The sequence below is a fragment of the Nocardioides sp. J9 genome, assembly GCF_007829375.1.
Taxonomy (GTDB): Bacteria; Actinomycetota; Actinomycetes; order Propionibacteriales; family Nocardioidaceae; genus Nocardioides.
Genome location: NZ_VLJQ01000091.1, coordinates 1 through 24,499 on the forward strand (window position 1 = coordinate 1; position 24,499 = coordinate 24,499).

At 73.5% G+C, this 24,499-nt stretch carries 20 protein-coding genes and 1 pseudogene; 5 read left to right on the forward strand and 16 right to left on the reverse strand.

The window, feature by feature from the left end; translation table 11 throughout:
- Positions 1-6 precede the first annotated feature (6 nt).
- The 3 genes from gatB to gatC are packed head-to-tail and all read right to left on the reverse strand — an operon-like array spanning position 7 to position 3,300.
- Positions 7-1,503, reverse strand: a complete 1,497-nt coding sequence (gatB, locus tag L615_RS15680; RefSeq protein WP_028656896.1) for an Asp-tRNA(Asn)/Glu-tRNA(Gln) amidotransferase subunit GatB — start codon at positions 1,501-1,503, stop codon at positions 7-9.
- Between the two features lies 1 nt (position 1,504).
- A complete protein-coding gene (gene gatA, locus L615_RS15685) occupies positions 1,505-3,004 on the reverse strand; it encodes an Asp-tRNA(Asn)/Glu-tRNA(Gln) amidotransferase subunit GatA (protein WP_145725682.1) in 1,500 nt (499 codons plus the stop codon).
- Positions 3,001-3,300 carry an Asp-tRNA(Asn)/Glu-tRNA(Gln) amidotransferase subunit GatC gene (gene gatC / locus L615_RS15690; protein ID WP_028656898.1) on the reverse strand — a complete coding sequence of 100 codons (300 nt, stop codon included), beginning with the start codon at positions 3,298-3,300 and terminating at the stop codon, positions 3,001-3,003. The genes gatA and gatC overlap by 4 nt, the downstream gene beginning before the upstream one ends.
- A gap of 43 nt (positions 3,301-3,343) precedes the next feature.
- Between gatC and L615_RS15695 the strand changes: the two genes are divergently transcribed.
- A complete protein-coding gene (locus tag L615_RS15695; RefSeq protein WP_028656899.1) occupies positions 3,344-3,781 on the forward strand; it encodes a hypothetical protein in 438 nt (145 codons plus the stop codon).
- 28 nt (positions 3,782-3,809) lie between these two features.
- Here the strand turns inward: L615_RS15695 and L615_RS15700 are convergent, their stop codons facing one another.
- The 5 genes and pseudogenes from L615_RS15700 to ligA form a co-directional block, all read right to left on the reverse strand.
- A complete protein-coding gene (locus L615_RS15700) occupies positions 3,810-5,894 on the reverse strand; it encodes a protein kinase domain-containing protein (RefSeq protein ID WP_145725683.1) in 2,085 nt (694 codons plus the stop codon).
- 67 nt (positions 5,895-5,961) lie between these two features.
- Complete coding sequence (locus L615_RS15705; protein WP_261376727.1) at positions 5,962-7,551, reverse strand: glycosyltransferase family 2 protein; 1,590 nt, start codon at positions 7,549-7,551, stop codon at positions 5,962-5,964.
- A 139-nt stretch (positions 7,552-7,690) separates the two neighbouring features.
- A pseudogene (locus L615_RS24600) lies at positions 7,691-7,924 on the reverse strand (glycosyltransferase family 2 protein); the annotation flags it as partial.
- Between the two features lie 428 nt (positions 7,925-8,352).
- Positions 8,353-9,432 carry a S9 family peptidase gene (locus tag L615_RS15710; protein WP_261376728.1) on the reverse strand — a complete coding sequence of 360 codons (1,080 nt, stop codon included), beginning with the start codon at positions 9,430-9,432 and terminating at the stop codon, positions 8,353-8,355.
- Positions 9,433-9,464: 32 nt separating this feature from the next.
- Positions 9,465-11,558, reverse strand: a complete 2,094-nt coding sequence (ligA, locus tag L615_RS15715) for an NAD-dependent DNA ligase LigA (protein WP_186449894.1) — start codon at positions 11,556-11,558, stop codon at positions 9,465-9,467.
- 219 nt (positions 11,559-11,777) lie between these two features.
- Here ligA and L615_RS15720 point away from each other — a divergent pair, with 219 nt between their 5' ends.
- Positions 11,778-12,380, forward strand: coding sequence for a TetR/AcrR family transcriptional regulator (locus tag L615_RS15720; RefSeq protein WP_028656902.1), 603 nt, complete (start codon positions 11,778-11,780; stop codon positions 12,378-12,380).
- Positions 12,381-12,418: 38 nt separating this feature from the next.
- Positions 12,419-14,071 (forward strand): MFS transporter, encoded by a 1,653-nt coding sequence (locus L615_RS15725; RefSeq protein WP_145725684.1) that lies wholly within the window; start codon positions 12,419-12,421, stop codon positions 14,069-14,071.
- Positions 14,072-14,156: 85 nt separating this feature from the next.
- Here L615_RS15725 and L615_RS15730 read toward each other — a convergent pair whose 3' ends face one another.
- The 4 genes from L615_RS15730 to L615_RS15745 all read right to left on the reverse strand — a co-directional run bounded on the left by L615_RS15730 (position 14,157) and on the right by L615_RS15745 (position 18,089).
- Entirely contained in the window at positions 14,157-14,699 is a 543-nt protein-coding gene (locus L615_RS15730) for a type 1 glutamine amidotransferase domain-containing protein (protein WP_028656904.1), read from the reverse strand.
- Between the two features lie 82 nt (positions 14,700-14,781).
- Positions 14,782-15,789 (reverse strand): methionine synthase, encoded by a 1,008-nt coding sequence (locus L615_RS15735; RefSeq protein ID WP_145725685.1) that lies wholly within the window; start codon positions 15,787-15,789, stop codon positions 14,782-14,784.
- Positions 15,786-16,901: a tRNA 2-thiouridine(34) synthase MnmA gene (gene mnmA / locus L615_RS15740; protein ID WP_222430573.1), complete on the reverse strand. Its 1,116-nt coding sequence runs from the start codon at positions 16,899-16,901 to the stop codon at positions 15,786-15,788. Before mnmA ends, L615_RS15735 begins: the two co-directional genes overlap by 4 nt.
- A 15-nt stretch (positions 16,902-16,916) precedes the next feature.
- A complete protein-coding gene (locus tag L615_RS15745; RefSeq protein WP_145725686.1) occupies positions 16,917-18,089 on the reverse strand; it encodes a cysteine desulfurase family protein in 1,173 nt (390 codons plus the stop codon).
- Positions 18,090-18,324: 235 nt separating this feature from the next.
- On the opposite strand from L615_RS15745, the gene L615_RS15750 reads away from it, so the two are divergent.
- Positions 18,325-20,271 carry an MFS transporter gene (locus L615_RS15750; protein WP_186449892.1) on the forward strand — a complete coding sequence of 649 codons (1,947 nt, stop codon included), beginning with the start codon at positions 18,325-18,327 and terminating at the stop codon, positions 20,269-20,271.
- Entirely contained in the window at positions 20,268-20,789 is a 522-nt protein-coding gene (locus tag L615_RS15755; protein WP_145725688.1) for a TetR/AcrR family transcriptional regulator, read from the forward strand. The genes L615_RS15750 and L615_RS15755 overlap by 4 nt, the downstream gene beginning before the upstream one ends.
- Positions 20,790-20,814: 25 nt before the next feature.
- On the opposite strand, the gene proB is transcribed toward L615_RS15755, so the two are convergent.
- The 4 genes from proB to rplU form a co-directional block, all read right to left on the reverse strand.
- Positions 20,815-21,930, reverse strand: a complete 1,116-nt coding sequence (proB, locus tag L615_RS15760; RefSeq protein WP_028656908.1) for a glutamate 5-kinase — start codon at positions 21,928-21,930, stop codon at positions 20,815-20,817.
- Positions 21,923-23,482 carry a GTPase ObgE gene (obgE, locus tag L615_RS15765; RefSeq protein WP_028656909.1) on the reverse strand — a complete coding sequence of 520 codons (1,560 nt, stop codon included), beginning with the start codon at positions 23,480-23,482 and terminating at the stop codon, positions 21,923-21,925. Before obgE ends, proB begins: the two co-directional genes overlap by 8 nt.
- A gap of 93 nt (positions 23,483-23,575) precedes the next feature.
- Positions 23,576-23,836: a 50S ribosomal protein L27 gene (gene rpmA / locus L615_RS15770; protein WP_028656910.1), complete on the reverse strand. Its 261-nt coding sequence runs from the start codon at positions 23,834-23,836 to the stop codon at positions 23,576-23,578.
- 39 nt (positions 23,837-23,875) lie between these two features.
- On the reverse strand, positions 23,876-24,178 hold the full coding sequence (rplU, locus tag L615_RS15775) for a 50S ribosomal protein L21 (RefSeq protein WP_028656911.1): 303 nt from the start codon (positions 24,176-24,178) through the stop codon (positions 23,876-23,878).
- Positions 24,179-24,499: the final 321 nt, after the last annotated feature.

Below are 24,499 nucleotides of genomic sequence, written 5' to 3' on the forward strand. Positions count from 1 at the left end.
CCAGCCTCAGGCGAGCTTCTCCAGGATCAGCTCGCGCACGCGGGCGGCGTCGGCCTGGCCACGCATCTCCTTCATCACCGAGCCGATGAGGGCGCCGGCGGCGGCGACCTTGCCGTCGCGGATCTTGTCGGCGACGTCGGGGTTCTCGGCGATGGCCTTGTCGACGGCGGCGGACAGGGCGCCGTCGTCGGAGACGACGGCGAGGCCGCGGGCGGCGACGATCTCCTCAGGCGTGCCCTCGCCGGCGAGCAGGCCGTCGAAGACCTGGCGGGCCAGCTTGTCGTTGATCGTCTTCGCGTCGACGAGCGCCTGGACCTCGGCAACCTGCGCCGGAGTGACGCTCAGCTCCGCGAGCTCGACGCCGGCGTCGTTGGCGCGACGGGCGAGCTCGGTGAGCCACCACTTGCGGGCGGCCTGAGGCGCGGCGCCGGCGGCGACGGTCTGCTCGACGAGGTCGAGGGCGCCGGCACCGACGGTGTCGCGCATCTCGAGGTCGCTGAAGCCCCACTCCTGCTGGAGGCGGGCCCGCTTCTTCGCCGGGTTCTCCGGGAGGGTGGCGCGCAGCTGCTCGACCCACTCGCGGCTCGGGGCGACCGGGACGAGGTCGGGCTCCGGGAAGTAGCGGTAGTCCTCGGCGTCCGACTTCTCGCGTCCGGAGGAGGTGGTGCCGTCGTTCTCGTGGAAGTGCCGCGTCTCCTGCAGCACCGAGCCGCCGGAGAGCAGGATGCCGGCGTGCCGCGACATCTCGTAGCGCACCGCCCGCTCGACCGAGCGCAGCGAGTTGACGTTCTTGGTCTCCGAACGGGTGCCGAGGACGTCGGAGCCCTTCGGGGCCAGCGACAGGTTCACGTCGGCGCGGATCGAGCCCTGGTCCATCCGGGCGTCGGAGACGCCGAGGGCGACGATGAGGTCACGGATCGCGGCGACGTACGCCTTCGCGACGAGCGGGGCCTTGTCGCCGGTGCCGAGGATCGGCTTGGTGACGATCTCGATCAGCGGGATGCCGGCGCGGTTGTAGTCGACCAGCGAGTAGTCGGCGCCGTGGATGCGGCCGTCCGAGCCACCGACGTGGGTGGACTTGCCGGTGTCCTCCTCCATGTGGGCGCGCTCGATGCCGATGCGGAAGGTCTCGCCCTCCACGTCGACGTCGAGGTAGCCGTCGAAGGCGATCGGCTCGTCGTACTGCGACGTCTGGAAGTTCTTCGGCATGTCCGGGTAGAAGTAGTTCTTCCGGGCGAACCGGCACCACTCCGCGATCTCGCAGTTGAGCGCCAGCCCGATGCGGATCGCCGACTCCACGGCCTTGCCGTTGACCACCGGCATCGCGCCGGGCAGGCCCAGGCAGGTCGGGCAGACCTGCGTGTTGGGCTCCGCGCCGAACGCGGTCGGGCAACCGCAGAACATCTTGGTGTTGGTGTTCAGCTCGACGTGGATCTCCAGGCCCATCGCCGGGTCGAACTTCTCGACGACCTCGTCGAAGTCCACGAGCTCCCTGGTGCTCATGTCACTCACCTTCCTGGGCGTACGACGAGGGCACGATCCTGCCGCCCCACCGCTCGGTCAGCGCCGCCTCGAGGCGGGCGTCCTCGAGCACCGGCGCGAGGAACTGGATGCCGGTCGGCAGGCCGTCGGCGCTGCTGGTGCCGGACGGGACGGAGATGCCGGGGACGCCTGCGAGGTTCGCCGGGATGGTGGCAAGGTCCTGCAGGTAGTTGGCCAGCGGGTCGTCGGTCTTCTCCCCCAGCGCCCACGCGGTGGTCGGCGCGGTCGGGCTGACGAGCAGGTCGACCGACTCGAAGGCCTTCTTGAAGTCCTCGATGATCAGCGTGCGGATCTTCTGCGCCTGGCCGTAGTAGGCGTCGTAGTAGCCGCTCGACAGGGCGTAGGTGCCGATGAGGATGCGGCGCTTGACCTCGTCGCCGAAGCCGGCGTCGCGGGAGACCCGCATGACCTCCTCGGCCGACGGCGAGCCCTCGGGCGTGACCCGCCGGCCGTAGCGCATGGCGTCGAACTTGGCGAGGTTCGAGGAGCACTCGGCCGGGAGGATCAGGTAGTAGGCCGCCATCGCGTGCACGAAGCTCGGCAGGCTGACCTCGGTGATCTCCGCGCCGAGCCCCCTGAGGACCTCGATCGCCTCGTCGAAGCGCTCCACGACAGGTGCGCTCCACGCGTCGCCCTGCAGCTCGGTGACGATGCCGATCCGGACGCCGCTGAGGTCACCCGCGGCGCCGGAGCGCGCGGCCTCGACGAGGCCCTCGAGCTTGCCGGGGACGGAGGTGGAGTCCAGCGGGTCGTGGCCGCCGATGAGCTCCTGCAGCAGCGCCGCGTCGAGCACGGTGCGGGTGCAGGGGCCGAGCTGGTCGAGGGAGTTGGCCAGGGCGATCACGCCGTAGCGCGACACCGAGCCGTAGGTCGGCTTCACGCCGACGGTGCCGGTCATCGCGCCGGGCTGGCGGATGGAGCCGCCGGTGTCGGAACCGATCGCGAGCGGCGCCTGGAAGGCGGCCACCGCGGCAGCCGAGCCGCCACCGGAGCCGCCGGGGATCCGGGTGCGGTCCCACGGGTTCCTGACCGGGCCGTAGGCGGAGTTCTCGTTGGCCGAGCCCATCGCGAACTCGTCCATGTTGGTCTTGCCGAGGATCGGCAGGCCGGCGGCGCGGATCTTCGCGGTCACGGTGCCGTCGTACGGCGGGACCCAGCCCTCGAGGATCTTCGAGCCCGCGGTGGTGGGCAGCCCCTTCGTGGCGAGCACGTCCTTGATGGCGATCGGAACGCCGTCGAGCGGGTGCAGCGGCTGGCCCTCGGCCCGGCGCTCGTCGGACGCCTTCGCCTGGACGAGGGCGCCCTCGGCGTCGACGTGCAGGAAGGAGTTGAGGCCGTCGGGGCCGTCGTTGGTGGCGGCGATCTGGTCGAGGTGGGCCTGGACCAGCTCGACGGAGGTGACCTCGCCGGCGGCGAGGGCGTCGGCCTGCTCCGCGGCGGTCTTGTGGATCCAGCTGCTCACTGCTCGTCCCCCAGGATGCGCGGGACGGAGAACTTCTGGTCCTCCGAGGCGGGTGCTCCGGACAGCGCCTGCTCCGGCGTCAGCCCGGGGACCACGACGTCCTCGCGGAACACGTTGGTCATGGGGATCGGGTGGGAGGTCGGCACGACGTCGGCGCCGGCCACGCCCTGGATCGAGGCGACCGCCTCCAGGATCACGTTGAGCTGGGGAGCCAGGTGGTCCAGCTCGGCGTCGTCGAGGTCGATCCGGGCGAGATCGGCCAGGTGGGCCACCTCGTCGCGGGACAGTTGGGACATGCCGGCGATTCTAGGTGGCGGAGCAGTCCCTAGAATCCGGCGGGTGCACCTCCCCCTCCCGACACCGCCGCGCCTCCCGCAGCGCGTCGTCGTGGCGGGCGGGCAGAGCCCCCTGCTGACGTCGCTCCTGGAACGCCTCGCCGCCACGCTCGACGTGCCGCTGGTGACCCAGGGCGACCTCACCTCCCGCGAGGAACTCGAGCTGCTGGCCGCCTTCGACGGGTGGGTCACCACCGGCGAGACGTACGACGTCCGGTCGGTCCTGCTCGACCGGGCGGACCTGGTGGTCGTGGTGTCGGCGGACGAGCCCGGCACGCTGCGCAGCCTCGTGCGGCGGACCGTCCGCCGGATGCGGGCGGACGCCGCTGCGGAGCCGGACCTGGCCTGGGTCGACGCGCTCCCGCTCTCGCACCCCGACCTCGAGGTGGTCCGGCTCGCCGGCGCCGACGCCGTCGAGCACTGGCTCGCGTCGCTGCACTGAGCCGTCCCGGAGCGCGCCCAGCGCGGTCTCAGCGCCCCGCGGCGACCAGGATCGACCCCCGCTCGTCGACCTCGGCGTCGACCTCGACCCGGCCGTCCTCGGTGAACGCCTTCCCGCGCCGCACCAGGCGGCGGGCCTCCGCCGTGTCGCGGTCCACGAGGACCAGGTCCATCCGGCCGTCACCGTCGGTGTCGGCCCCGACCGAACGGGTCCGGTCCAGGCGCAGGTCGACGACCTGGGGCCGGCCGGACTCGGCGAGGCCGCCGTCGGCGGCGAGGAGGGTGACCACCTCGATGCCCCCGTCGACCGCGCGCAGCGCGACGACGTCGGCGTCCCCGTCGCCGTCCACGTCGCCGACCACCGGGCGGGTGTCGCGCAACGACCAGTCGGCCCGGAACCACTCCTCGTCCGCGGCGAACCGATCGCCCTCGGAGCGCAGCACGCCGACCTCGATCCCGCCGCCGTCGGCCGGCACGACGCCGACGAGGTCGACGTCCCCGTCCCCGTCGGCGTCACCGGCGCCGAGCCGGAGATCGGCGACCCGTGCGCCGGGCACCCGGGCCCAGCGCACGGGCTTCGCGAACCGCTCGCCGTCGGAGAGCGCCACGTCGACCCGCACCCCCTCGTCCACGTCGCGGGCGAGGGCGAGGTCGTCGCGGCCGTCGGCGTCGAAGTCCCCCGAGACCACCTTGAACTCCTCCGGCAGGGCCAGCCGCGCCCACCGGGTCGCAGGGTCGAAGCTGCCGCCGGTCGACACGGCCACCCGCACCCGGGAGGGCCGGACCGCCGCGACGTCGGCGCGGCCGTCGCCCGTGTAGTCCCCGCGCACGACCAGGGCGTCGCCCCACGCGGTGCCTGCCCAGGTCTGCTCCTGGCCGAACCCGCTGGACGTCCGGTCGTCCGAGAGCAGCACGACGGTCTCGTCGGCGCCGTCGTCGAGCAGCACGGTGTCGTCGAGGCCGTCGCCGTCCACGTCCGCCACGGCGACCGGCCCGGCTGCACGGGAGCCGCTCTCCCCCGTCCCGGGGCCCTCGGACGCGGTGCTGCCGGACGCCGTCGGCTCACCCCGGTCGCCGTCGCGCAGCAGGCTCCACGCGAGACCGCCGCCGACGCCGACGAGGACTGCCAGCGCGACGAGGGTGGCGACCAGCCACCCGCGCCGCGGCGGCTCGTCGGGCACGACCGGGGTCGGCGCCGGTAGCGGCGAGGGGTACGACGCGACCTGCGGCACCTCAAAGGTCGAGGGAGCGGGCCGGTAAGCCGGCCCTCCAGCGCCACCGGCGGGGAACCCGCCGGCGGCCCGGACCGCCCGCAGGTGCGCCGCGGCCGCTGCAGCGGAGGGGTGGCGGGCGGCGGGGTCCTTGGCCATCGCCCGGGCCAGGAACGCGTTGAGCTGCGCGGGCGCGCCGGGCAGCTGCGGGACCGGGGCGAGCTCGTGCTGCGTCGCGAGCTGGACCGGCCCTCCGTCGTACGGCGGCCGCCCGGTGAGCAGGAACCAGAGCAGGCAGCCGAGGGCGTAGACGTCGCTGGCCGGGGTCGCGGGCTCGCCGCGGAAGCGCTCCGGGGCGAGGTAGGCGTAGGTGCCGGCGACGACGCCGCTGTGGGTGAGCGCGGACTCGTCGTCGCGGGCGATGCCGAAGTCGCAGAGGTAGGCGTGCACCTGGTCCTGACCGGCGCGGAGCAGCACGTTGTGCGGCTTCACGTCGCGGTGCACGACCCCGACGGCGTGGGCGTCGGCGAGCGCGGAGGCCACCTGTGCGGCGAGGTCGAGGGCGGTGTCGACGGACGGGACGCCCTCGCGCGCGACGCGGGCGGCGAGGTCGCCGCCGGAGACGAACTGGGTGGCGAGGTAGAGCACCCCGTCCTGCTCACCGTGGCTGTAGACCTGGATGATGTGCGGGCTGTCGCTGCGGGCGAGCACCGTGGCCTCGCGCAGGAAGCGCTGCCGGAACTCCGGCTCCTCGGCGAGCTGGACGGCGAGCACCTTCAGCGCGACCCGCCGGCCCAGGCCCTCCTCGACCGCCTCGTAGACGACACCCATCCCGCCGGCACCGAGCTGCCGGGTGATCCGGTAGGGGCCGATGGTGTCGCCGACGCCGAGGAACCGTGCCACGGTCGCGCCTTTCGTGCGGGGACCCGGGCCTCCCAGCGTAGTGTCGCGCGGCCGGTTCGGCAGCGGGTCAGCGGCGACCGCCCGGCCCGGTCGGCCGGTCGGTCGGCCGACCGGTCGGCGAGGCTGCCTGCGTCGGCCGGCCGGTCGGTCGGGTGGTCGGCTTCTGGGCCTGCGTGGGCGTCGAGCGCTGGGTCGGGGTGGTCCGCGGGGACGTCGGCGACGGCGCCGCGGTCGTCGGGCGGGTGCTCGGGGTGGTCCGCGGCGTCGAGGACGGCCGGGCCGACCCGCGGGTGCCTGCCGGGGAGGTCACGACGACCGCCTCGGTCGCCGGAACGCTGCTGCCGGGGACGATGGTGCCGGTGGGTGCGTCGCCCGTGCCCGGCTGCTCCCCGGGTGGCTTGCGGACGGTCCGGTCGTCATCGCCGTCGGTGAGGTCACCCACCCGGTCACCGATCCGGTCACCGATCCCGGTGACCCGCGGGCCCTGCACCGGTGCGGCCAGGGCCACGAAGGCGACCAGCACCGCCGCCGTGGCGACCAGCACGAGCCCGCCCCGGCGAGCGCTGCGCGTGCCCCACGACGCGACCGCCTCGCGCCGGCGGCGGCGCAGGTCCTCGGGCAGGTCGGAGCGGATCGCGGCCAGGCTGTTGACCGGCGCCGAGAAGTAGCCCGCGGCGTGGACGGCGAGCAGGCCGCCGACCGCCGCAGCCGCCCAGCCACCCCGGAGCACGACCACGGCGGCCACCGCGAGGCAGACCAGGCCCGCGACGAGCTCGGTCCGGTTGCCGCGGACGGCGTCGCGCCACCCCAGGTCGCCCTTGACCTTCGGCGTGCGCAGGAAGGCCCCCTCGCGGGCGGTCAGGCCGCGCACGCACGCGAGTGCCACCGTCCAGCCCAGCGCCAGCCAGATGCCGAACGCCCCGAGTGACTCGCGCCAGCCGGCACCGCTGGTGCGCCGCACCAGGGCCAGCGAGCGCAGGGCGCCGAGCACGACCAGGACGAGGACGCAGGCGAGGATCAGCCCGGACATCCGGCGCACCACGAGGCCCTCGCCGAGAACCAGGTCGGACGCGCCGACCAGCAGGAACCCCGTGAAGAGCACCGAGGCGAGGTCGCCGAACCACTGCAGGCCGCCCACCAGGTAGGCCCAGCGCTGGGCGAGGTCGAGCCGGTTGTCCGCCGCACGACGCCCGGGGAGCAACGAGCGCCAGTGCATCCGCAGGATCTGGACCCCGCCGAAGCACCAGCGGAAGCGCTGTCGCTTGAGGGCCTCGAAGGTCAACGGCATCAGGCCACGTCCGAACGACCGGTCGACGTGGATGCCGCGGCCGCCCGCACGCAGCAGGCGCAAGGAGAGCTCGGCGTCCTCGGTGATGCACCACTCGTCCCAGCCGCCGGCGGTCTCCATCGCGGAGCGGCGGATGAGGCCCATCGTGCCGCCGAAAATGGCGCCGTTGCGCTCGGCGCGCGAGCGCTGCGAGACGTCGAAGAAGTAGGCGTACGAGCGGTAGAGGCGGCGGAAGTAGGGCGCGACGTCCCAGTCCCGGTAGTCCTGCGGCGTCTGCACGAACGCGACGTCCGGCTCGGCGAACAGCGGCGCGCAGCGGGCCAGGAAGTCGGGGTCGACGAGGTAGTCGGCGTCGACGATGCCGATCACCTCGGCCCGAGGGTCGGAGACCCGCAGCGCCTCGTTGAGCGCCCCGCTCTTGTAGCCGGGCCAGTCGGCCAGGTTGCAGGAAGCGCACCCGGGCCCGGCCGCGGCACCACTCCTCGACCGGGCGCCACAGCGCAGGGTCGTCGGTGTTGTTGTCGACGACCAGGACCTCGTAGTCGTCGTAGTCGAGGGCGAGCAGCGCCTCCACGGTCGAGATGACCATGTCCGGCGGCTCGTTGTGGGTCGGGACGTGCAGCGAGACGAACGGCCGGGGGCGAGCCTCCGGGCCGGGATGGTCCACGTCGACCGGCGTCCAGCCGCGGCGGGCGAGCACGTCGACGAGCTCCCAGACGTAGCCCGCCCCGATGAGCAGCATGAACGCCTCGACGAGCAGCAGCAGCGCGCTGGCGACGCTGCCGGCCACACCGAGGTCCGCCGTCGTGGTCCAGTGCACGACGAAGACGAGGTAGGCGACGGCGACGTCGATGGTGAGCGCCCACGCGACCAGGCCCCGGGCCGCCCAGTGCCGCGCGACCGGCGCCCAGAGCAGCACGCTGGCACCGAGCACCACCCCGAGGACGGCCGCCCCGACCGGAGCGAGGCCGGCGACCCCGCCGGCGACCAGCCCGGCGAGGGCCACGACCGTCGCGGCCACCGACGCACGCTGCCACGTCGTCACTGCGTGCTCCCGGCGCGCCTGCGGGACGGTGAACAACCCCACCGTCGCCGGGACCAGCAGGGCCACCGAGACGAGCAGCACCTGCTCGAGGACGTCCGCGACCATCTCCAGCAGGGTACGACGGGTCAGCCGAGGTGCCGCGCCAGGAAGCGCTCCGTCCGCTGCATGGACAGCTCGAACTGCGGACCGAAGGCGTGCCCCTCGCCGGGGTAGGTCCGCAGCGTGACGTCGACGCCGGCGGCCCGCATCAGCCGTGCCGTCTGCCGGCTCCAGCGCAGCGGACAGCTGTCGTCCAGGGTGCCGTGGTGGATCAGCACCGGCTCGGTGACGTCGCCGAAGTAGGTGCGCGCGCTGATCCCGGCCCAGAAGTCCGGGTTGCGCCGCGGCTCGTCGTACCGGCGCAGGATGCGCGACGACAGGCTGTCGCGGCCGGGGTCGTTGCGGATCCAGCGGTCGAAGTTGTCCACCGCGTCCGAGCTCACCGGCGCGAAGACGACGCCGGCGCGGACGAGGCCGGGCTGGGCGACCAGGGCGTTGTAGACGACCCCGCCGCCCATGGAGCGGCCGACCACGGCCATCCGCTCGTCGTCGACCGGGCCGCGCCAGCGGCGCAGGGCGTGCACGGCGTTGATGACGTCCTCGGTGTAGCCCATCCGCATGTCCATCCCGTCGCTGCGGTCGGGGTCGGACGCGGCGTGGCCGCGGTAGTCGACGTGCAGCACCACGTAGCCGCGGTCGGCGAGCCAGGCCCGCTCGCGGGTCATCCCCTGCCCGTTCACGTAGACCGCGGGGTCGATGTAGCCGTGGGCCAGCACCAGCGCGGGGAACGGCCCGTCGCCCGCGGGGACCGCCAGGCGTCCGGAGACGGTGAGGTCACCGCTGCGGTAGGTCACCTCGTACTGCCGCTGGGTGGCGGTCCGCAGCACCTCGGCGCCCAGCCGCAGCCGGCCGCCGTTGAAGTCCTTCTGCGCCAGGGCCGGCAGCGAGACCCGGTGCGGGACCGGCGTGGCCGAGGCCGACGGAGACGACAGGGACGAGGGCTCGGCTGCCGCCGGGGCGTCCGGGGTCGTCGTCGCGGAGGCTTCGGGGCTGGAGGCGTCCGGGCGCGGCGCGTCGTCCGTCGGGCCGGAGCACCCGGCGAGCAGCACGGCGACGAGGACCGCCACGAGGGTGGCGGCCGGGACGGCCGGTGCGGGCGACCTCACCCGACCAGTGTGCCCTGCGCCGGCGCAGGTCGTCAGGACACGGCGTCCGGCCCGGACTCCAGCAGCTTCTTGAAGCCGTCCTCGTCGAGGATGGGGACGCCGAGCTGCTCGGCCTTGTCGGCCTTCGAACCGGCGTTGTCGCCGACCACGACGAAGTCGGTCTTCTTCGACACCGAGCCGGCGGCCTTGCCGCCGCGGGACAGGATCGCCTCCTTGGCCGAGTCGCGGGAGAAGTCGACCAGGGAGCCGGTCACCACGACGGTGAGCCCCTCGAGGGTGCGCGGGACCGACTCGTCGCGCTCGTCGGCCATCGCGACGCCGGCGGCGGTCCACTTGTCCACGATCTCGGTGTGCCAGTCGACGCCGAACCACTGGATGACCGCGGCGGCGATGGTCGGGCCGACGCCCTCGGCGGCCGCGAGCTGCTCCTCGGTGGCGGCGCGGATCGCCTCCATCGATCCGAACTCGGCGGCGAGGGCACGGGCGGCCGTCGGGCCGACGTGGCGGATCGACAGCGCGACCAGCACCCGCCACAGCGGGACCTGCTTGCGCTCGGCGAGGTTGGCCAGCAGCTTCTCGCCGTTGGCGGTGAGCTGCGGTCCGTCCTCGTCCTTCTTCGGCGCGCGGGTGAACAGCGGCGCGGTCAGCAGCTTCTCCGGGGTGAGGTCGAAGATGTCGCCCTCGTTGGCGATGGCGCCGGCGTCGAGCAGCGCGACCGCTGCCTCGTAGCCGAGTCCCTCGATGTCGAAGGCGCCACGGCCCGCGACGTGGAAGACCCGCTCGCGGACCTGGGCGGGGCAGTGCTCGTGGTTGGGGCAGCGGCGGTCCTTGTCGCCCTCCTTCTGCTCCACCAGCGCGGTGCCGCAGGCGGGGCACTCGGTCGGCATCTCCCACTCGGGCAGGCCCTCGGGGCGCAGCGCGAGCACCGGGCCGACGATCTCGGGGATGACGTCGCCGGCCTTGCGCAGGATCACGGTGTCGCCGGGGCGCACGTCCTTGCGCTTGACCTCGTAGCCGTTGTGCAGGGTCGCCATCTCCACGGTGGACCCGGCGACCTTGACCGGCTTCATCACGCCGTACGGCGTCACCCGGCCGGTGCGCCCGGTGTTGACCTCGATCCGGAGCAGCTCGGTGTTGACCTCCTCCGGGGGGTACTTGTAGGCGATCGCCCAGCGCGGGGCACGGCTGGTGGAGCCGAGCCGGCGCTGCAGGGACACGTCGTCGACCTTCACCACGACGCCGTCGATCTCGTAGGGCACGATCGAGTGGCGGTTCTCGCCGGCGTGGGTGATGTAGCCCTCGACGTCGGAGAGCGTCGGCACCACCCGGACCTGCCCGGACACCGGCAGGCCCCAGGCCGCGAGCGCCTCGTAGGCCTGCGACTGCGCCTTCGGCTCGAAGCCCTTCCGGGCGCCGATGCCGTGGCAGACCATGCCGAGCGCGCGGGTGGCGGTGACCCGCGGGTCCTTCTGCCGCAGCGAGCCCGCGGCGGCGTTGCGGGGGTTGGCGAACGCGGGCTTGCCGGCCTCGGTCATCGTCACGTTGAGCGCCTCGAACGCCTCCACGGGCAGGAACACCTCGCCGCGCACCTCGACCAGGTCGGGCACCGGGAACTCGTCGGTCCCGGTCAGCCGGTGCGGCACCGAGGAGATCGTCTTGACGTTGGGGGTCACGTCCTCGCCCGTGCGGCCGTCGCCGCGGGTCAGCGCCCGGACCATGCGGCCCTTCTCGTAGAGGATGTTGATGGCCAGGCCGTCGACCTTGAGCTCGCACAGCAGGGCCGCGTCGCCCGCGCCCTCGCGCGCGAGCCGGCTGTGCCAGGACGCCAGCTCCTCGAACGAGAAGGCGTTGTCGAGGCTCTCCATCCGCTGCAGGTGGTCGACCGCTGTGAACTCGGTGGACACCGCGCCGCCGACCTTCTGCGTCGGCGAGTCCGGCGTGCGCAGCTCGGGGAACTCCTCCTCCAGCGCCTCGAGCCGCCGCATCCGCTGGTCGAAGTCGGCGTCGGAGAGCGTCGGGTCGTCGAGGACGTAGTAGCGGTAGCGCGCCTCCTCGACCTCCTCGCTGATCGTCGCGTGCTCGTCGCGGGCCTCGGGCGGGACGGCGGGGAGGGCGGCGTCGCTCATGGAGGACATCTTGCCGGTCCGCACCGACATCCCGGCGCTCGGCTGCCCGGGCGCGGCACCGATGTCGGTGGTGTGCGGAAGAGTCGGGAACACATCAGCAGGAAATCGAGTTGACGAAACGAAACAGTTCCGTACTATCGTTGTGGAACGAAACCGTTCCGTTTCATCCGTTTCGTCTGTGTCATCTGTGTCGTCCCACTCCCGACCCCGAGAGGTGTCATGGTCCCCCGTCTCCACCGCCACGAGGCGTCCAGCCGTCCCCGCGTCGAGGGCGACCGCGAGCAGGAGATCCTGCACGCAGCGCTCGACGTGCTCGCGGACGTCGGCTACGACCGCCTCACGATGGACGCGGTCGCGACCAGCGCGAAGGCGTCGAAGGCGACGCTCTACCGCAAGTGGGAGAGCAAGGCCGCCCTGGTCATCGACGCGCTGATGGCGGAGAAGACCCCGTTGCAGGCGCCCGGTGACACCGGCAGCCTGCGCAGCGACCTGCTCGCGACCTTCTGCAGCGCCGGCGGCCTCGCCGACGGCCACCAGGTCGCCGTCCTCGGCAGCGTGATCACCGCGATCAGCCGGGACCCCGAGTTCGCCGCCGCGTTCCGCGAGCGCTTCATCGCGCCCAAGGTCGCGATCGTGCGCGAGCTCTACGAACGCGGCCGGGAGCGGGGTGAGGTGCGCGACGACGTGGACCTCGACCTCGTCGCGGCCGCCCTGCCGGGCATCGTCCTCCACCGCATCTTCCTGCTGGGCGACGAACCCTCCCCCGACCTGATCGCCCGCGTCGTCGACCAGGTCATCCTCCCCGCCGTGACCCGCGGCTGACGCAACCTCCCTCCCCACCCACCCGAAGGAAACCCTCCATGACCGACGTCGAACCGCTCGACCCTGCGCGGACGACCTCCGCCGCAGAGCCGGAGGTCACCGCCCCGAAGCACGCCGGGCTCGCGCTCGTGCTGATCCTCACCGCCCAGCTGATGGTGGTGCTGGACTCCACGATCGCCAACATCGCGCTGCCCTACATCGGCACCGACCTCGACATCTCCCAGGCCAACCTGACCTGGATCGTCACCGGCTACGCCCTGGCCTTCGGCGGCCTGCTGCTGCTCGGCGGCCGCCTCGGCGACCTGTACGGACGCCGCCGCCTCTTCATGGCCGGGCTGGCGACCTTCGCGGTCGCCTCCCTGCTCGGCGGCGTCGCCGCCAACGAGGCCATGCTCCTCGGCTCCCGCGCCCTGCAGGGCGTCGGTGCCGCGATGGCCGCCCCCGCCGCGCTCGCGCTGATCACCACCACGTTCCCGGCCGGTCCGGCGCGCAACCGCGCGATGGCCGCCTACGCCACGATGTCCGGGGTCGGCGCCGCGATCGGCCTCATCCTCGGCGGCTGGCTCACCGGCCTCGACTCCTTCGTCGGCCTCGACATCGACGGCTGGCGGATGACCTTCCTCATCAACGTGCCGATCGGCCTGGTCGCAGCCGCCGCTGCCCCGCGGTTCCTGCAGGAGTCCGAGTCGCACCCCGGTGAGATGGACGTCCCGGGCGCCATCACCGGCACGCTCGGCCTGCTCGGCATCGTCTTCGGCCTCACCCGGGCCGGCGAGGAGGCCTACGGCTGGGACCACGCCCAGACCATCACGTCGCTGATCGCCGGCGCCGTGCTCCTCGTGGCGTTCGCCGTCATCGAGACGCGCGTCGCCCACCCGCTGCTGCCCGTGCGGATCTTCGCCAACCGCACCCGGGCCACGAGCTTCGCGGCCATGATGATCGCGCCCGCCGCGATGTTCGCGATGTTCTACTTCCTGAGCCTGTTCATCCAGCAGATCATGGGCTTCAGCCCGCTCCAGGCCGGCTTCGCGTTCCTGCCGTTCTCGGTCGGCATCGTGATCGGCGCCGGGCTGGCGTCCAACCTGGTCGCCCGGATCGACGCCCGCTACCTCGCCGGCGTCGGCACGCTGCTGGCCGCGACCGCGCTGTTCATGTTCTCGCGGATCCCGGTCGACGGCTCCCCCGACGCGGTGCTCGCCGCGCTGGGTGACGGCGGCGCCGACATCAGCTACTGGGCGCACGTGTTCCCGTTCGTGGTCCTGATGGCCGTCGGCATGGGCCTGACGTTCGTGCCGATGACCCTCACTGCGGTCCACCACGTCCGCAGGGAGGACTCCGGCATCGGCTCCGGCGTGCTGAACACGATGCAGCAGGTCGGCGGTGCCCTGGGCCTCGCGACGCTGAGCACGGTCGCACTGCACTTCAGCAACGACCAGGCGCGCGAGGTCGCGGGACCGATGGCGGACGCGATCGTGGCCGGCGGTGGCGACCCGAACGCCGTCGTGCCGGGCACGGACCTGTCCTTCCTCGAGGCCGCGGTCTTCGGCTCGGCGTTCCCGGAGGGCGCGGTGAACGCCTTCCTCGTGGCTTCCGGGCTGATGCTGCTCGCGTCCGCCGTGATCTGGACGTTCCTCAACGTCAAGCACACCGAGCTGGCGACCGACGCACCCGAGGGCGTGCACGTGGGCTGACCTCCCACCCGCGTCGCACGCACGACAGGGCCCGCCGGGGTGATCCCCCGGCGGGCCCTGTTGCGTCCTGGCCTGCGGCGCGACGTCAGGCGGTGCCGAGCAGCTTCTCCAGCGCCTCCACGAAGGCGGGGACGTCGTCCGGCTTGCGGCTGGTCACCAGGTTGCGGTCGACGACCACCTCCGCGTCGACCCAGCTGCCGCCCGCGTTGCGGACGTCGTCCTGCAGGCTCGACCAGCTGGTGAGCCGGCGGCCCTCGACGAGGCCAGCGGACACGAGCAGCCACGGACCGTGGCAGATCGACGCCAGCGGCTTCCCCGCGGCATCGATGGTGCGCACGATGGTCTGGGCCCGGGCGTCGCTGCGCAGCTGGTCGGCGTTCACGGTGCCGCCGGGCACGACCACGGCGTCAAGCGAGTCGACGTCGACGTCGTCGAAGGACCCGTCGACCTCGATCTCACGGGTGGGGTTCACGTCGCCCTCGGCCGCCTGGATCGAGGAGCCGTCGGCGGACAGGACCAGCACCTCGGCACCTGACTCCCGCAGCCGGTCACGAGGCCCGACGAGCTCGGGCTCCTCGACGTAGTCGCCGGCGATGATAGCGACGCGCTTGCCGGTCAGGTCGGGCATGGGTCACTCCTTCTGGTCGGGACCCCGGGCATTACCCGCCGTGGTGGGCGGCATCCGGTGACCCCTCCCGGGAGCGATCGGCTCAGGACAGGGAGCGCGCTGCGGAGCGCACCAGCTCCACGGTCGCCCGGGCGCCGGCGGGCGTCGAGCCCGCGAGCCCGCACGCCGGGGTCACGACGACCCGGTCACCGACCTGCTCGGGGTCCAGGCCCAGCACGTCGAGCCAGCGCAGGACCCGTTCGACGACGGCCTTCGCGGCAGGCAGCGTGCCGGCCGTCGGTACGACGCCCACCGCGACCGTGTCACCGGCCTCGAGCGCCTCGGCCGCGGCGTCGAGGCCGGCTGCGTCGAGCAGGGAGAGGTCGATCATCACGCCTCGCGCGCCCGCGCCACGCAGGAGCCCGACGGGCACGTCGGCCGCGCAGCAGTGCACCCACGGCACCGCCCCCGCGTCGGCGGCGGCGCCGAGGACCCACTCCAGTGCCTCACTCGCCTCGGGCGGGTGGACGGTGCGGTGCTTGCCGAAGCCGGAGGCGGTCGGCACCGCCCCCGCGAGGACGGCGGGCAGGGCCGGCTCGTCGAGCTGGAGCACGACGTCGGTGGCTCCCGGGACCCGGCGCCGGACGTCGGCGACGTGCTCGGCCACGGCGAGGGCAAGCGCCTGGGCCAGGTCGCGGCGGGCGCCGTGGTCGGCGAGCAGCTTGTCGCCGCGCGGGCGCTCGACGGTCGCGGCCAGCGTCCAGGGGCCGGCGACCTGCACCTTCACCGGCCCGGCGTAGGCGGCCATCCGCTCCTCGAGGCTGTCGAGGTCCTGGTGGACGAGGCTGCGGGCGCGCCGCTGGTCGACCGCCGGTGCCCCGGACGTGCCGGTCAGCCGCCACCCACCCGGCTGCAGGTCGGCGTCGAGCTCGCCGACGAGGCCGAGGGTGCGGCCGGTCAGGTCGGCGATCGCCCCGCGGCCGGGCACCTCGGGCAGGAACGGGAGCCCGTCGCCGGTCGCGAGCTCGCCGAGGACGACGGCCAGCGCCTCGTCGAAGTCGTGCTGGGAGTCGCCCGGGAACGAGCCGACCCCGCTGGCCAGGACCGTCATGCCGGGACCCGCTCCGCGACGGTGATGGTGGCCGAGCCGACGACCCGCGTCCCGTCGTACACGACGACGGCCTGGCCGGGCGCGATGCCGTGGGCGTGGTCGAGCAGCCGTACGTCGAGGCGGTCCTCCCCCACCTGGACGACGGCGCGGTGCTCGGCACCGTGGGCGCGCAGCTGGACGGTCACGTCAGGCCCGTCGAGGACGCTGCCTGTCGGCAGCGGCGTGCCGCACCAGCGCAGCCGGTCGCCGGTGATCCGCTCCACGGCGAGGCGCTCGCGGGGCCCCACGGTGACGGTGCCGCTGACCGGCTCGATGTCGAGGACGTAGCGCGGGCGACCGTCCGGGGCCGGTCGGCCCAGGCGCAGGCCGCGGCGCTGGCCGATGGTGAAGCCGTAGGTGCCGGTGTGGTGTCCGAGCACCTCGCCGGTCTCCTCGTCGCGGATCTCGCCGCCCTGGTTGGGCGCCCGGTCGCCGAGCTTCTCCCGCAGCCAGCCGGTGTTGTCGCCGTCGGCGACGAAGCAGATGTCGTGGCTGTCGGGCTTGTCGGCGACGAGGAGACCGCGCTCGGCCGCTTCCTCGCGGACCTTGTCCTTGGTGGTGTCGCCGAGCGGGAACAGCGAGTGCCGCAGCTGCTGCTCGTCGAGCACGCCGAGCACGTACGACTGGTCCTTGGCCCCGTCGACCGCCCGGTGCAGCTCGATGCTGCCGTCCGCCGCGGTGCGCACGGTGGCGTAGTGGCCGGTGGCGACGGCGTCGAACCCCAGCGCCAGGGCCCGGTCGAGGACGGCGGCGAACTTGATCTTCTCGTTGCAGCGCAGGCAGGGGTTCGGCGTGTGCCCGGCGGCGTAGGTGTCCATGAAGTCCTCGACCACGTCGGTGTGGAAGCGGTCGGACAGGTCCCAGACGTAGAACGGGATGCCGATGACGTCCGCGGCACGACGCGCGTCGTTGGCGTCCTCGATCGTGCAGCAGCCGCGAGCCCCGGAGCGGTAGGACTTCGGGTTGCGGGAGAGCGCGAGGTGGATGCCGGTCACCTCGTGCCCGGCCTCGGCGGCGCGGGCGGCGGCGACGGCGGAGTCCACTCCCCCGGACATCGCGGCGACGACCTTCACGGGCGCTCCCCCGGGTCAGGCGCGGGCCGCACGGGCCCGCTCCACGCACGGGGCGATGGCGGCGACCACCGCGTCGACGTCGGCCTCGGTGCTGGTGTGGCCGAGGCTGAACCGCAGCGAGCTGCGTGCCTCCGCGGCGTCGCGACCCATCGCGAGCAGGACGTGCGAGGGCTGCGGCACACCGGCCGAGCAGGCCGAGCCGGTCGAGCACTCGATGCCGCGGGCGTCGAGCAGCATCAGCAGCGAGTCGCCCTCGCAGCCGGGGAAGCTCAGGTGCACGTTGCCCGGGAGCCGGTCGACCGGGTCGCCGTTGAGGACGACGTCCGGCACCTCGCGGCGCACCCCCTCGACCAGCCGCTCGCGCAGGGTCTGCAGGCGCACGGCGAGGTCGGCCTGTTGCTTGACCGCGACCTCGACCGCGGCGGCGAACCCGGCGATGGCGGGCACGTCGAGGGTGCCGCTGCGCACGTCGCGCTCCTGCCCGCCGCCGTGCAGCAGTGCGGTCAGGTCCACCTCCCGTCGTACGACGAGGGCGCCGACGCCCTGGGGGCCGCCGACCTTGTGCCCGGAGATGGACAGCGCGTCGACACCGCTGCCAGCGAAGTCGACCGGGACGGCTCCCACGGCCTGGACCGCGTCGGTGTGCACGGGCACACCGTGCTCGCCGGCGATCCGGACGACCTCGTCGATCGGCTGGAGCGTGCCGACCTCGTTGTTGGCCCACATCACGGTGAGCATCGCGACCGTGCCCGGGTCGCGCTGGAGCGCGTCGGCGAGGGCGTCGGTGCGCAGCCGGCCGAGCTCGTCGACGGGCAGCAGCTCGACCTGCGCGGCCTCGTGCTCCTCGAGCCACTCGATCGGGTCGAGCACCGCGTGGTGCTCGACGGCGCTGGCCAGCACGCGGGTGCGGGCGGGGTCCGCGTCACGGCGGGACCAGAACAGGCCCTTGACCGCGAGGTTGTCGGCCTCGGTGCCACCGGAGGTGAACACGACCTCGCCGGGTCGGCAGCCGATGGCGTGCGCGACGGCCTCGCGGGACTCCTCGACGACGCGCCGGGCACGGCGGCCGGAGGCGTGCAGCGAGCTGGCGTTGCCCACCTCGCGCAGGTGCGCGGTCATGGCCTCGAGCGCGACGTCCGTCATCGGTGTCGTCGCGGCGTGGTCGAGGTAGACCGTCGGGGCGTTCATGGCACCACCAAGGTTACGGCGCGCACCCCGGGCACCCCCACCGGCGTCCGGCCAGGGACTGGCGCCGGGGGCGACGACGTGCTTCACTGCGGCAGGGGTGAACGCGTGTTCACCCCCCGGCCGGAAGGAGCGTCCCAGCGCCGTGGCAGCACCCGCGTCCGCCAGCACAGCCAGCCCAGCAGGCACCGCGAGCCCAGCGGCCCGCGCTCCCCGTCCCCGGCGCAGCCCGGGCGTCGTGCTCACCACGCTGTGCCTGTGCGGCATCGTGGTGTCGCTGCAGCAGACGGTGATCCTGCCGCTGCTGCCGAACCTGCCGACCTACCTCGACACCACCGCCGACACCGCGTCGTGGATGGTCACCGCGACCCTGCTCACCGGGGCCATCGCGACGCCCACGCTCTCCCGCCTCGCCGACATGTACGGCAAGCGGCGGATGATCGCCGTCGCGCTGGCCGTCTCCGTCCTCGGCTCGCTGGTGGCCGCCCTCGGCGACTCGGTGTGGCTGCTCATCGGCGCCCGGGCGCTGCAGGGCATCGGGATGGCGCTGATCCCGATCGGCATCGCGATGATGCGCGACGAGCTGCCCCGCGAGAAGGTGCCGCTGGGCGTGGCCATGATGAGCGCGACCCTCGCCATCGGCGCCGGTGCTGCGCTGCCCATGTCGGGCCTGATCGCCGAGCACCTCGACTGGCACGCCAACTTCTGGTTGACCGGTGTCGTCGGCGCCGTGCTCCTGGTCATCGCCCTCACCCTGCTCCCGGAGTCCCCGGTGCGCACCCGCGGCGCCTTCGACCTGCGCGGCGCCGTGCTGCTGACGGTCGCGCTGACCGCGATCCTGCTCGCGCTCTCGAAGGGGGCGCAGTGGGGCTGGACCGCGCCGACCACGCTGGCCCTCGCCGCCGGCGGGCTCGCTGTCCTCGCGCTCTGGGCACCGCTGGAGCTGCGCACGCCCAGCCCGCTGGTCGACCTCCGGGTCGCGGCCCGGAGGGCGGTGCTGCTGGTCAACGCGACCTCGGTCCTCGCCGGCTTCGCGATGTTCGCGAACATGCTGGTGACGACGCAGTACCTCCAGAACGACCCCGGCACTGGCTACGGGCTGGGCCTCTCGACGCTCGAGACCGGGCTGTGGATGGTCCCGAACGCCGCGGCCTTCGGGCTGATGGCGCCGGTCTCCGCCGCCCTCACCCGCCGGGTCGGCCCGCAGTGGACGCTGATCAGCGGCACGCTGCTGATGGGCGTGGCCTACCTCGGCCGCCTGCACTTCGACGGCACCCTCGCTGAGGTCGTCATCGGCTCGGTCGTGGTGGGCTCCGGGACCGCGATGGCGTACGGCGCACTCCCGACGCTGCTGATGCGGGCGGTGCCGGTGACCGAGACCGCGTCTGCCAACGGCCTCAACGTGCTGATGCGCTCGCTGGGCACCTCCACCGCGAGCGCGGCGACGGCGGCCGCGACGACGGCCCTGACGGTGACCGTGGCCGGCCAGGTCGTCGCCTCCACGCAGGCGCTGCACCTGCTGGTGTGGCTGGCCGCCGGTTGCTCTCTCGGCGCGGCCGCAGTCGCGCTGCCCACGCTGCGGATGGACGACTACGCCGAGGGGGCCGACCGGCCGGCGACCTCCGGAGCGGGCCAGCGCGTGCAGGTGGTGCGCGGACGGGTGGTGGACTCCGAGGCCCGCCCCATCCGCAACGCGGTCGTCAGCGTGCTCTCGCCCGCCGGGGAGTCGATCGACTGGGGCCAGGCCGACTCCGAGGGCTGGTTCAACGCCGCGATCCCCGCGCCGGACGACTACCTCGTCGTCACCAGCGCCGACGGCTGGCAGCCCCGTTCACGGGTGATGCACCTCGACAGCGCCCAGCCGATGCCCCCGATCGTGCTGCGCAAGCGGCTGCGGCTGCGCGGCCTGGTGCTGGACGCCGAGGGCGACCCCGTCGGCGACGCCCTGGTCGTGCTCACCCGGGCCTCGGGCGAGTGCGCCGGCACCGCCCGCACCGAGCACGACGGCAGCTACGAGATGCATCGCCCGCCCAACGGCCGCTACGTGCTGACCGTGGTCGCGCCGGACGGGGCGATCGGCGCCCGCCCGGTCGCCGTGTGGGAGGCCGCGCGCAGCGTCGACCTCCAGATCGGCACGCCGCTGGGCACCCCGGCCGGGTCGGAGCGGACGGGCACGCTGTCATGAGCTCCCAGGACGCGATCATCACCGCTGCCCGCGAGCTCTTCACCGCCCACCCCTACCACGCGGTCACGATCCGCGACATCGCCGCGCGGGCCGGCACGTCGGCCGCCCTGGTGATGAAGCTCGGCGGCAGCAAGGTGGAGCTGTTCCGGCGGTCGGCGACCATCGCCCCGCCGCCGCTGCCCGACGTGCCGGTGGAGCGACTCGGCTGGGCGCTGGTCGACGAGGTGGTCGCCCGGCGGGAGCAGGACACGGTGGAGCACCTGGTGCGCGCCGCCAACCTGAAGCTGACCGGGCCCGACCCCGAGCAGGTCCGCACCCTGTTCCTCGCCGGGTACGTCGAGCCGCTGGCCGCGGTGCTGGACGGCCCCGAGGCCGGGCTGCGCGCCGAGCTCGTCGTCGCGGCGCTCGGCGGGCTCGCGGCGACGCTGCGCCTGTTCGAGACGCCGGCATCGGTGGCGGACCTGGACGGCGTGCGGGAGCGCTACGGGCGGGTCGTGCAGCAGCTGCTCGACGGCTGACCCGGCCCGGTCGGGGCGGGCCCGGTCAGAGGATGACGAGGTCGTCGCGGTGGATGACCTCGCGCTCGTAGCCCGCACCCAGCTCGCGCTTGAGGTCCTTGGAGGACCGGCCCTGCAGGGCCGGGATCTCGGCGGCGTCGAAGTTCACCAGCCCGCGACCGACCACCCGACCGTCGGGGGCGACCACGTCGACCGGGTCACCCGCCGTGAAGTCCCCGCGCACCCCGGTCACGCCGGCCGCGAGGAGCGACGCGCGTCGCTCCACGACGGCGCGCACGGCGCCGTCGTCGAGCAGGAGCGCGCCCTTGCCCTCGGTGGCGTGGCGCAGCCACAGCAACCGGGTCGGGCGCCGCTTGCCGGTCGCGTGGAAGAGCGTGCCGACCTGCTCCCCCGCCACCGCACCGGCCGCGTTGTCAGCCGAGGTGAGGACCACCGGGATGCCGGCGCCGGTCGCGATCGAGGCCGCCTCGACCTTGGTGACCATGCCGCCGGTGCCGACCCCGGCGGAGCCCACGGAGCCGACCGTGACGCCCACGAGGTCCTGCTGCCCGCGCACGTCCGGGATGAGCTGCGTGCCGGGACGCGACGGCGGTCCGTCGTACAGGCCGTCGACGTCGGAGAGCAGCACCAGCAGGTCGGCGTGGACCAGGTGCGCGACGAGGGCSGCGAGCCGGTCGTTGTCGCCGAAGCGGATCTCGCTGGTCGCGACGGTGTCGTTCTCGTTGACGATCGGGATGACACCGAGCTCGAGCAGCTTGGTGAAGGTCTGCGAGGCGTTGCGGTAGTGCGAGCGTCGGGTGACGTCGTCGAGGGTGAGCAGCACCTGCCCGGCGGTGAGGCCGTGGCGGGCCAGCTCCTCGGTGTAGCGGTGCACGAGCAGGCCCTGGCCGACCGACGCGGCGGCCTGCTGGGCGGCGAGCGCCCGCGGCCGCTTGCGCATTCGCAGCGGCGCCAGGCCGGCCGCGATGGCGCCGGAGGAGACCAGCACGACCTCGGCCCCGCGCTCGCGCACGCCCGCGAGGACGTCGACCAGCGCGCTGATCCGCTCGGGGTCGATCCCGCCGGACGCGGTCGTCAGGGACGACGAACCGACCTTGACGACGATCCGGTGGGCGGAGGTCACCGCCGCCCGATCACTCACCGGGGTCGTCCTCCTGCCACGCGTCCTCGTCGGTGGCCGGCGCGACGTCCGGGTCCTCCTCCGAGCCGATCTCGTAGGCCATCGGGCCGTACTCGTCGGGCCGGTCGATCCGACGCGCCACGTCGGCACGCGTCTCGCCCTCGGCGCGCTCACCCAGGTGCTCCTGGATCTCGCGGCGGCGGGCAGCGGCCGGGCGCTCCTCGTGGAAGCGGTCGTCCTCGCCGCGGCGCGAGAGGTTCTCCGCACCGGCGTCGATGCCCGGCTTGAAGTCGAAGACCACGGCGTCGTCGACGGAGCCGATGAGCACGGCGTCGCCCTCGACGGCACCCAGCTCGAGCAGCCTGGTCTCGACGCCGAGCCGGTTGAGCCGGTCGGCGAGGTAACCCACGGCCTCGTCGTTGCTGAAGTCCGTCTGGCGCACCCAGCGCTCCGGCTTGGTGCCGCGCACCCGCCAGCCGGCGCCCGTGCGCTTGACGGTGAACCCGTCGTCGTCGACCGGCTTGGGGCGTACGACGATCCGGGCGGGGATCTCGGCCGCCCGGGCCCGCCGCTCCTCGGCGACGAGCTCGGCCATGGCGAAGACCAGCTCGCGGGTGCCCTCGCCGGAGACGGCGGAGATCTCGAAGACCCGCAGGCCGCGCTCGCGGAGCTCGTCGACGACCATCTCGGCGATCCCGCGGCCGTCGGGCACGTCGACCTTGTTGAGGGCCACCAGGCGCGGGCGGTCCTCGAGGCCGCCGTACCGGCGCAGCTCGTCCTCGATCACGTCGAGGTCGTCGACCGGGTTGCGGCCGGGCTCGAGGGTCGCGGTGTCGAGGACGTGGACCAGCGCGGCGCAGCGCTCGATGTGGCGCAGGAAGTCGTGGCCCAGGCCGCGGCCCTCGGCGGCGCCCTCGATCAGGCCGGGCACGTCGGCGACGGTGAAGGTGGTGTCGCCGGCGGTGACCACGCCGAGGTTCGGCACGAGGGTGGTGAACGGGTAGTCGGCGATCTTGGGCCGGGCCCGGGAGATCGCGGCGATCAGGCTCGACTTGCCGGCGGAGGGGAACCCGACGAGGCCGATGTCGGCCACGACCTTGAGCTCGAGGACGACCTCGAGCTCCTCCCCCGGCTCGCCGAGCAGCGCGAAGCCCGGGGCCTTGCGGGACTTGGAGGCCAGCGCCGCGTTGCCGAGCCCACCGCGACCGCCCTGGGCGATGACGATCTCCGTGCCCGGCACGACCAGGTCGGCGATCACCTCACCGTTGCGGTGCTTGACGACGGTGCCGGCGGGCACGGGCAGCACCAGGTCGGAGCCGTGCGAGCCGTTGCGACGGTCACCGGCACCGTGCCCGCCGTGCTCGGCACGGCGACGCGGGCTGTGGTGGTAGTCGAGCAGCGTCGTCACGTCGGGGTCGACGCGCAGGATCACGGAGCCACCGGGGCCACCGTTGCCGCCGTCGGGGCCGCCGAGCGGCTTGAACTTCTCGCGGTGCACGGACGCCACGCCGTTGCCACCTCGCCCCGCAGACACGAACAGGGTCACGCGGTCGACGAACGTGGGCACAGCCATGGGACCAGTCTTTCAGGAGAACCGTCGGGTGAAATGGACGAAGGGCGCCCCGATCAGGGACGCCCTTCGATGAAGCCCGTTGTCAGGGGAGCGTCAGTTGACGTCGCCCGGGACGATGTTGACGACCTTGCGGCCGCGCTTCTTGCCGAACTCGACACTGCCCGCGACGAGCGCGAACAGGGTGTCGTCGCCGCCGCGACCGACGCCGGAGCCCGGGTGGAAGTGGGTGCCACGCTGGCGCACGATGATCTCACCGGCGTTGACCAGCTGGCCGCCGAAGCGCTTGACGCCGAGGCGCTGGGCGTTGGAGTCGCGGCCGTTCTTGGTGGACGCCGCGCCCTTCTTGTGAGCCATGTTTCAGTCCTTCGGAAATGTGTGCCGAGCCGGGTGGACTCAGAGCGAGATGTCGGTGACCTTGACCTGGGTGTACTTCTGGCGGTGACCCTGGCGCTTCTTGTAGCCGGTCTTGTTCTTGTACTTCTGGATGATGATCTTCGGGCCCTTGGTGGCGCCGAGGACCTCGACGGTGACCGTCGCCTTGTCCAGGCCGGTGCTGGTGACGGTCTCGCCGTCCACCGCGAGCACGACCGGCAGGGTCAGGGTGTCGCCGACCGGCGTGGAGACCTTGTCGATCTCGATGACGTCGCCGACAGCGACCTTCTCCTGCTTCGCGCCTGCGCGCACGATCGCGTACACCACCGCGGGCTCCTCACTCGTCAACGTCTGTCCGAAAGTCTCGGCTGCGGCACGCACAGCAGTCCGGTCGGGTGCCGGGTGCCAGCAGAAACGGCACACCTCGGCGGCGCACCGACCATCAATACTACGGGTGGCACCCGCATCCGCCTAATCAGCGCCCGCTCAGCGCTTGCGGGCGCCCTTCTTCTTCACCGGCACGTGCTCCACGTGGGGCTCCGCCGGCGCCTGGTCGGCGTCGCCCGCTGCCCCGTCGGCCTCGGCCGGCTCGGCCGCCGGCGGGCCCCGCGACGACGGGTCCGGGTGACGACGGTGGTCGTGGCG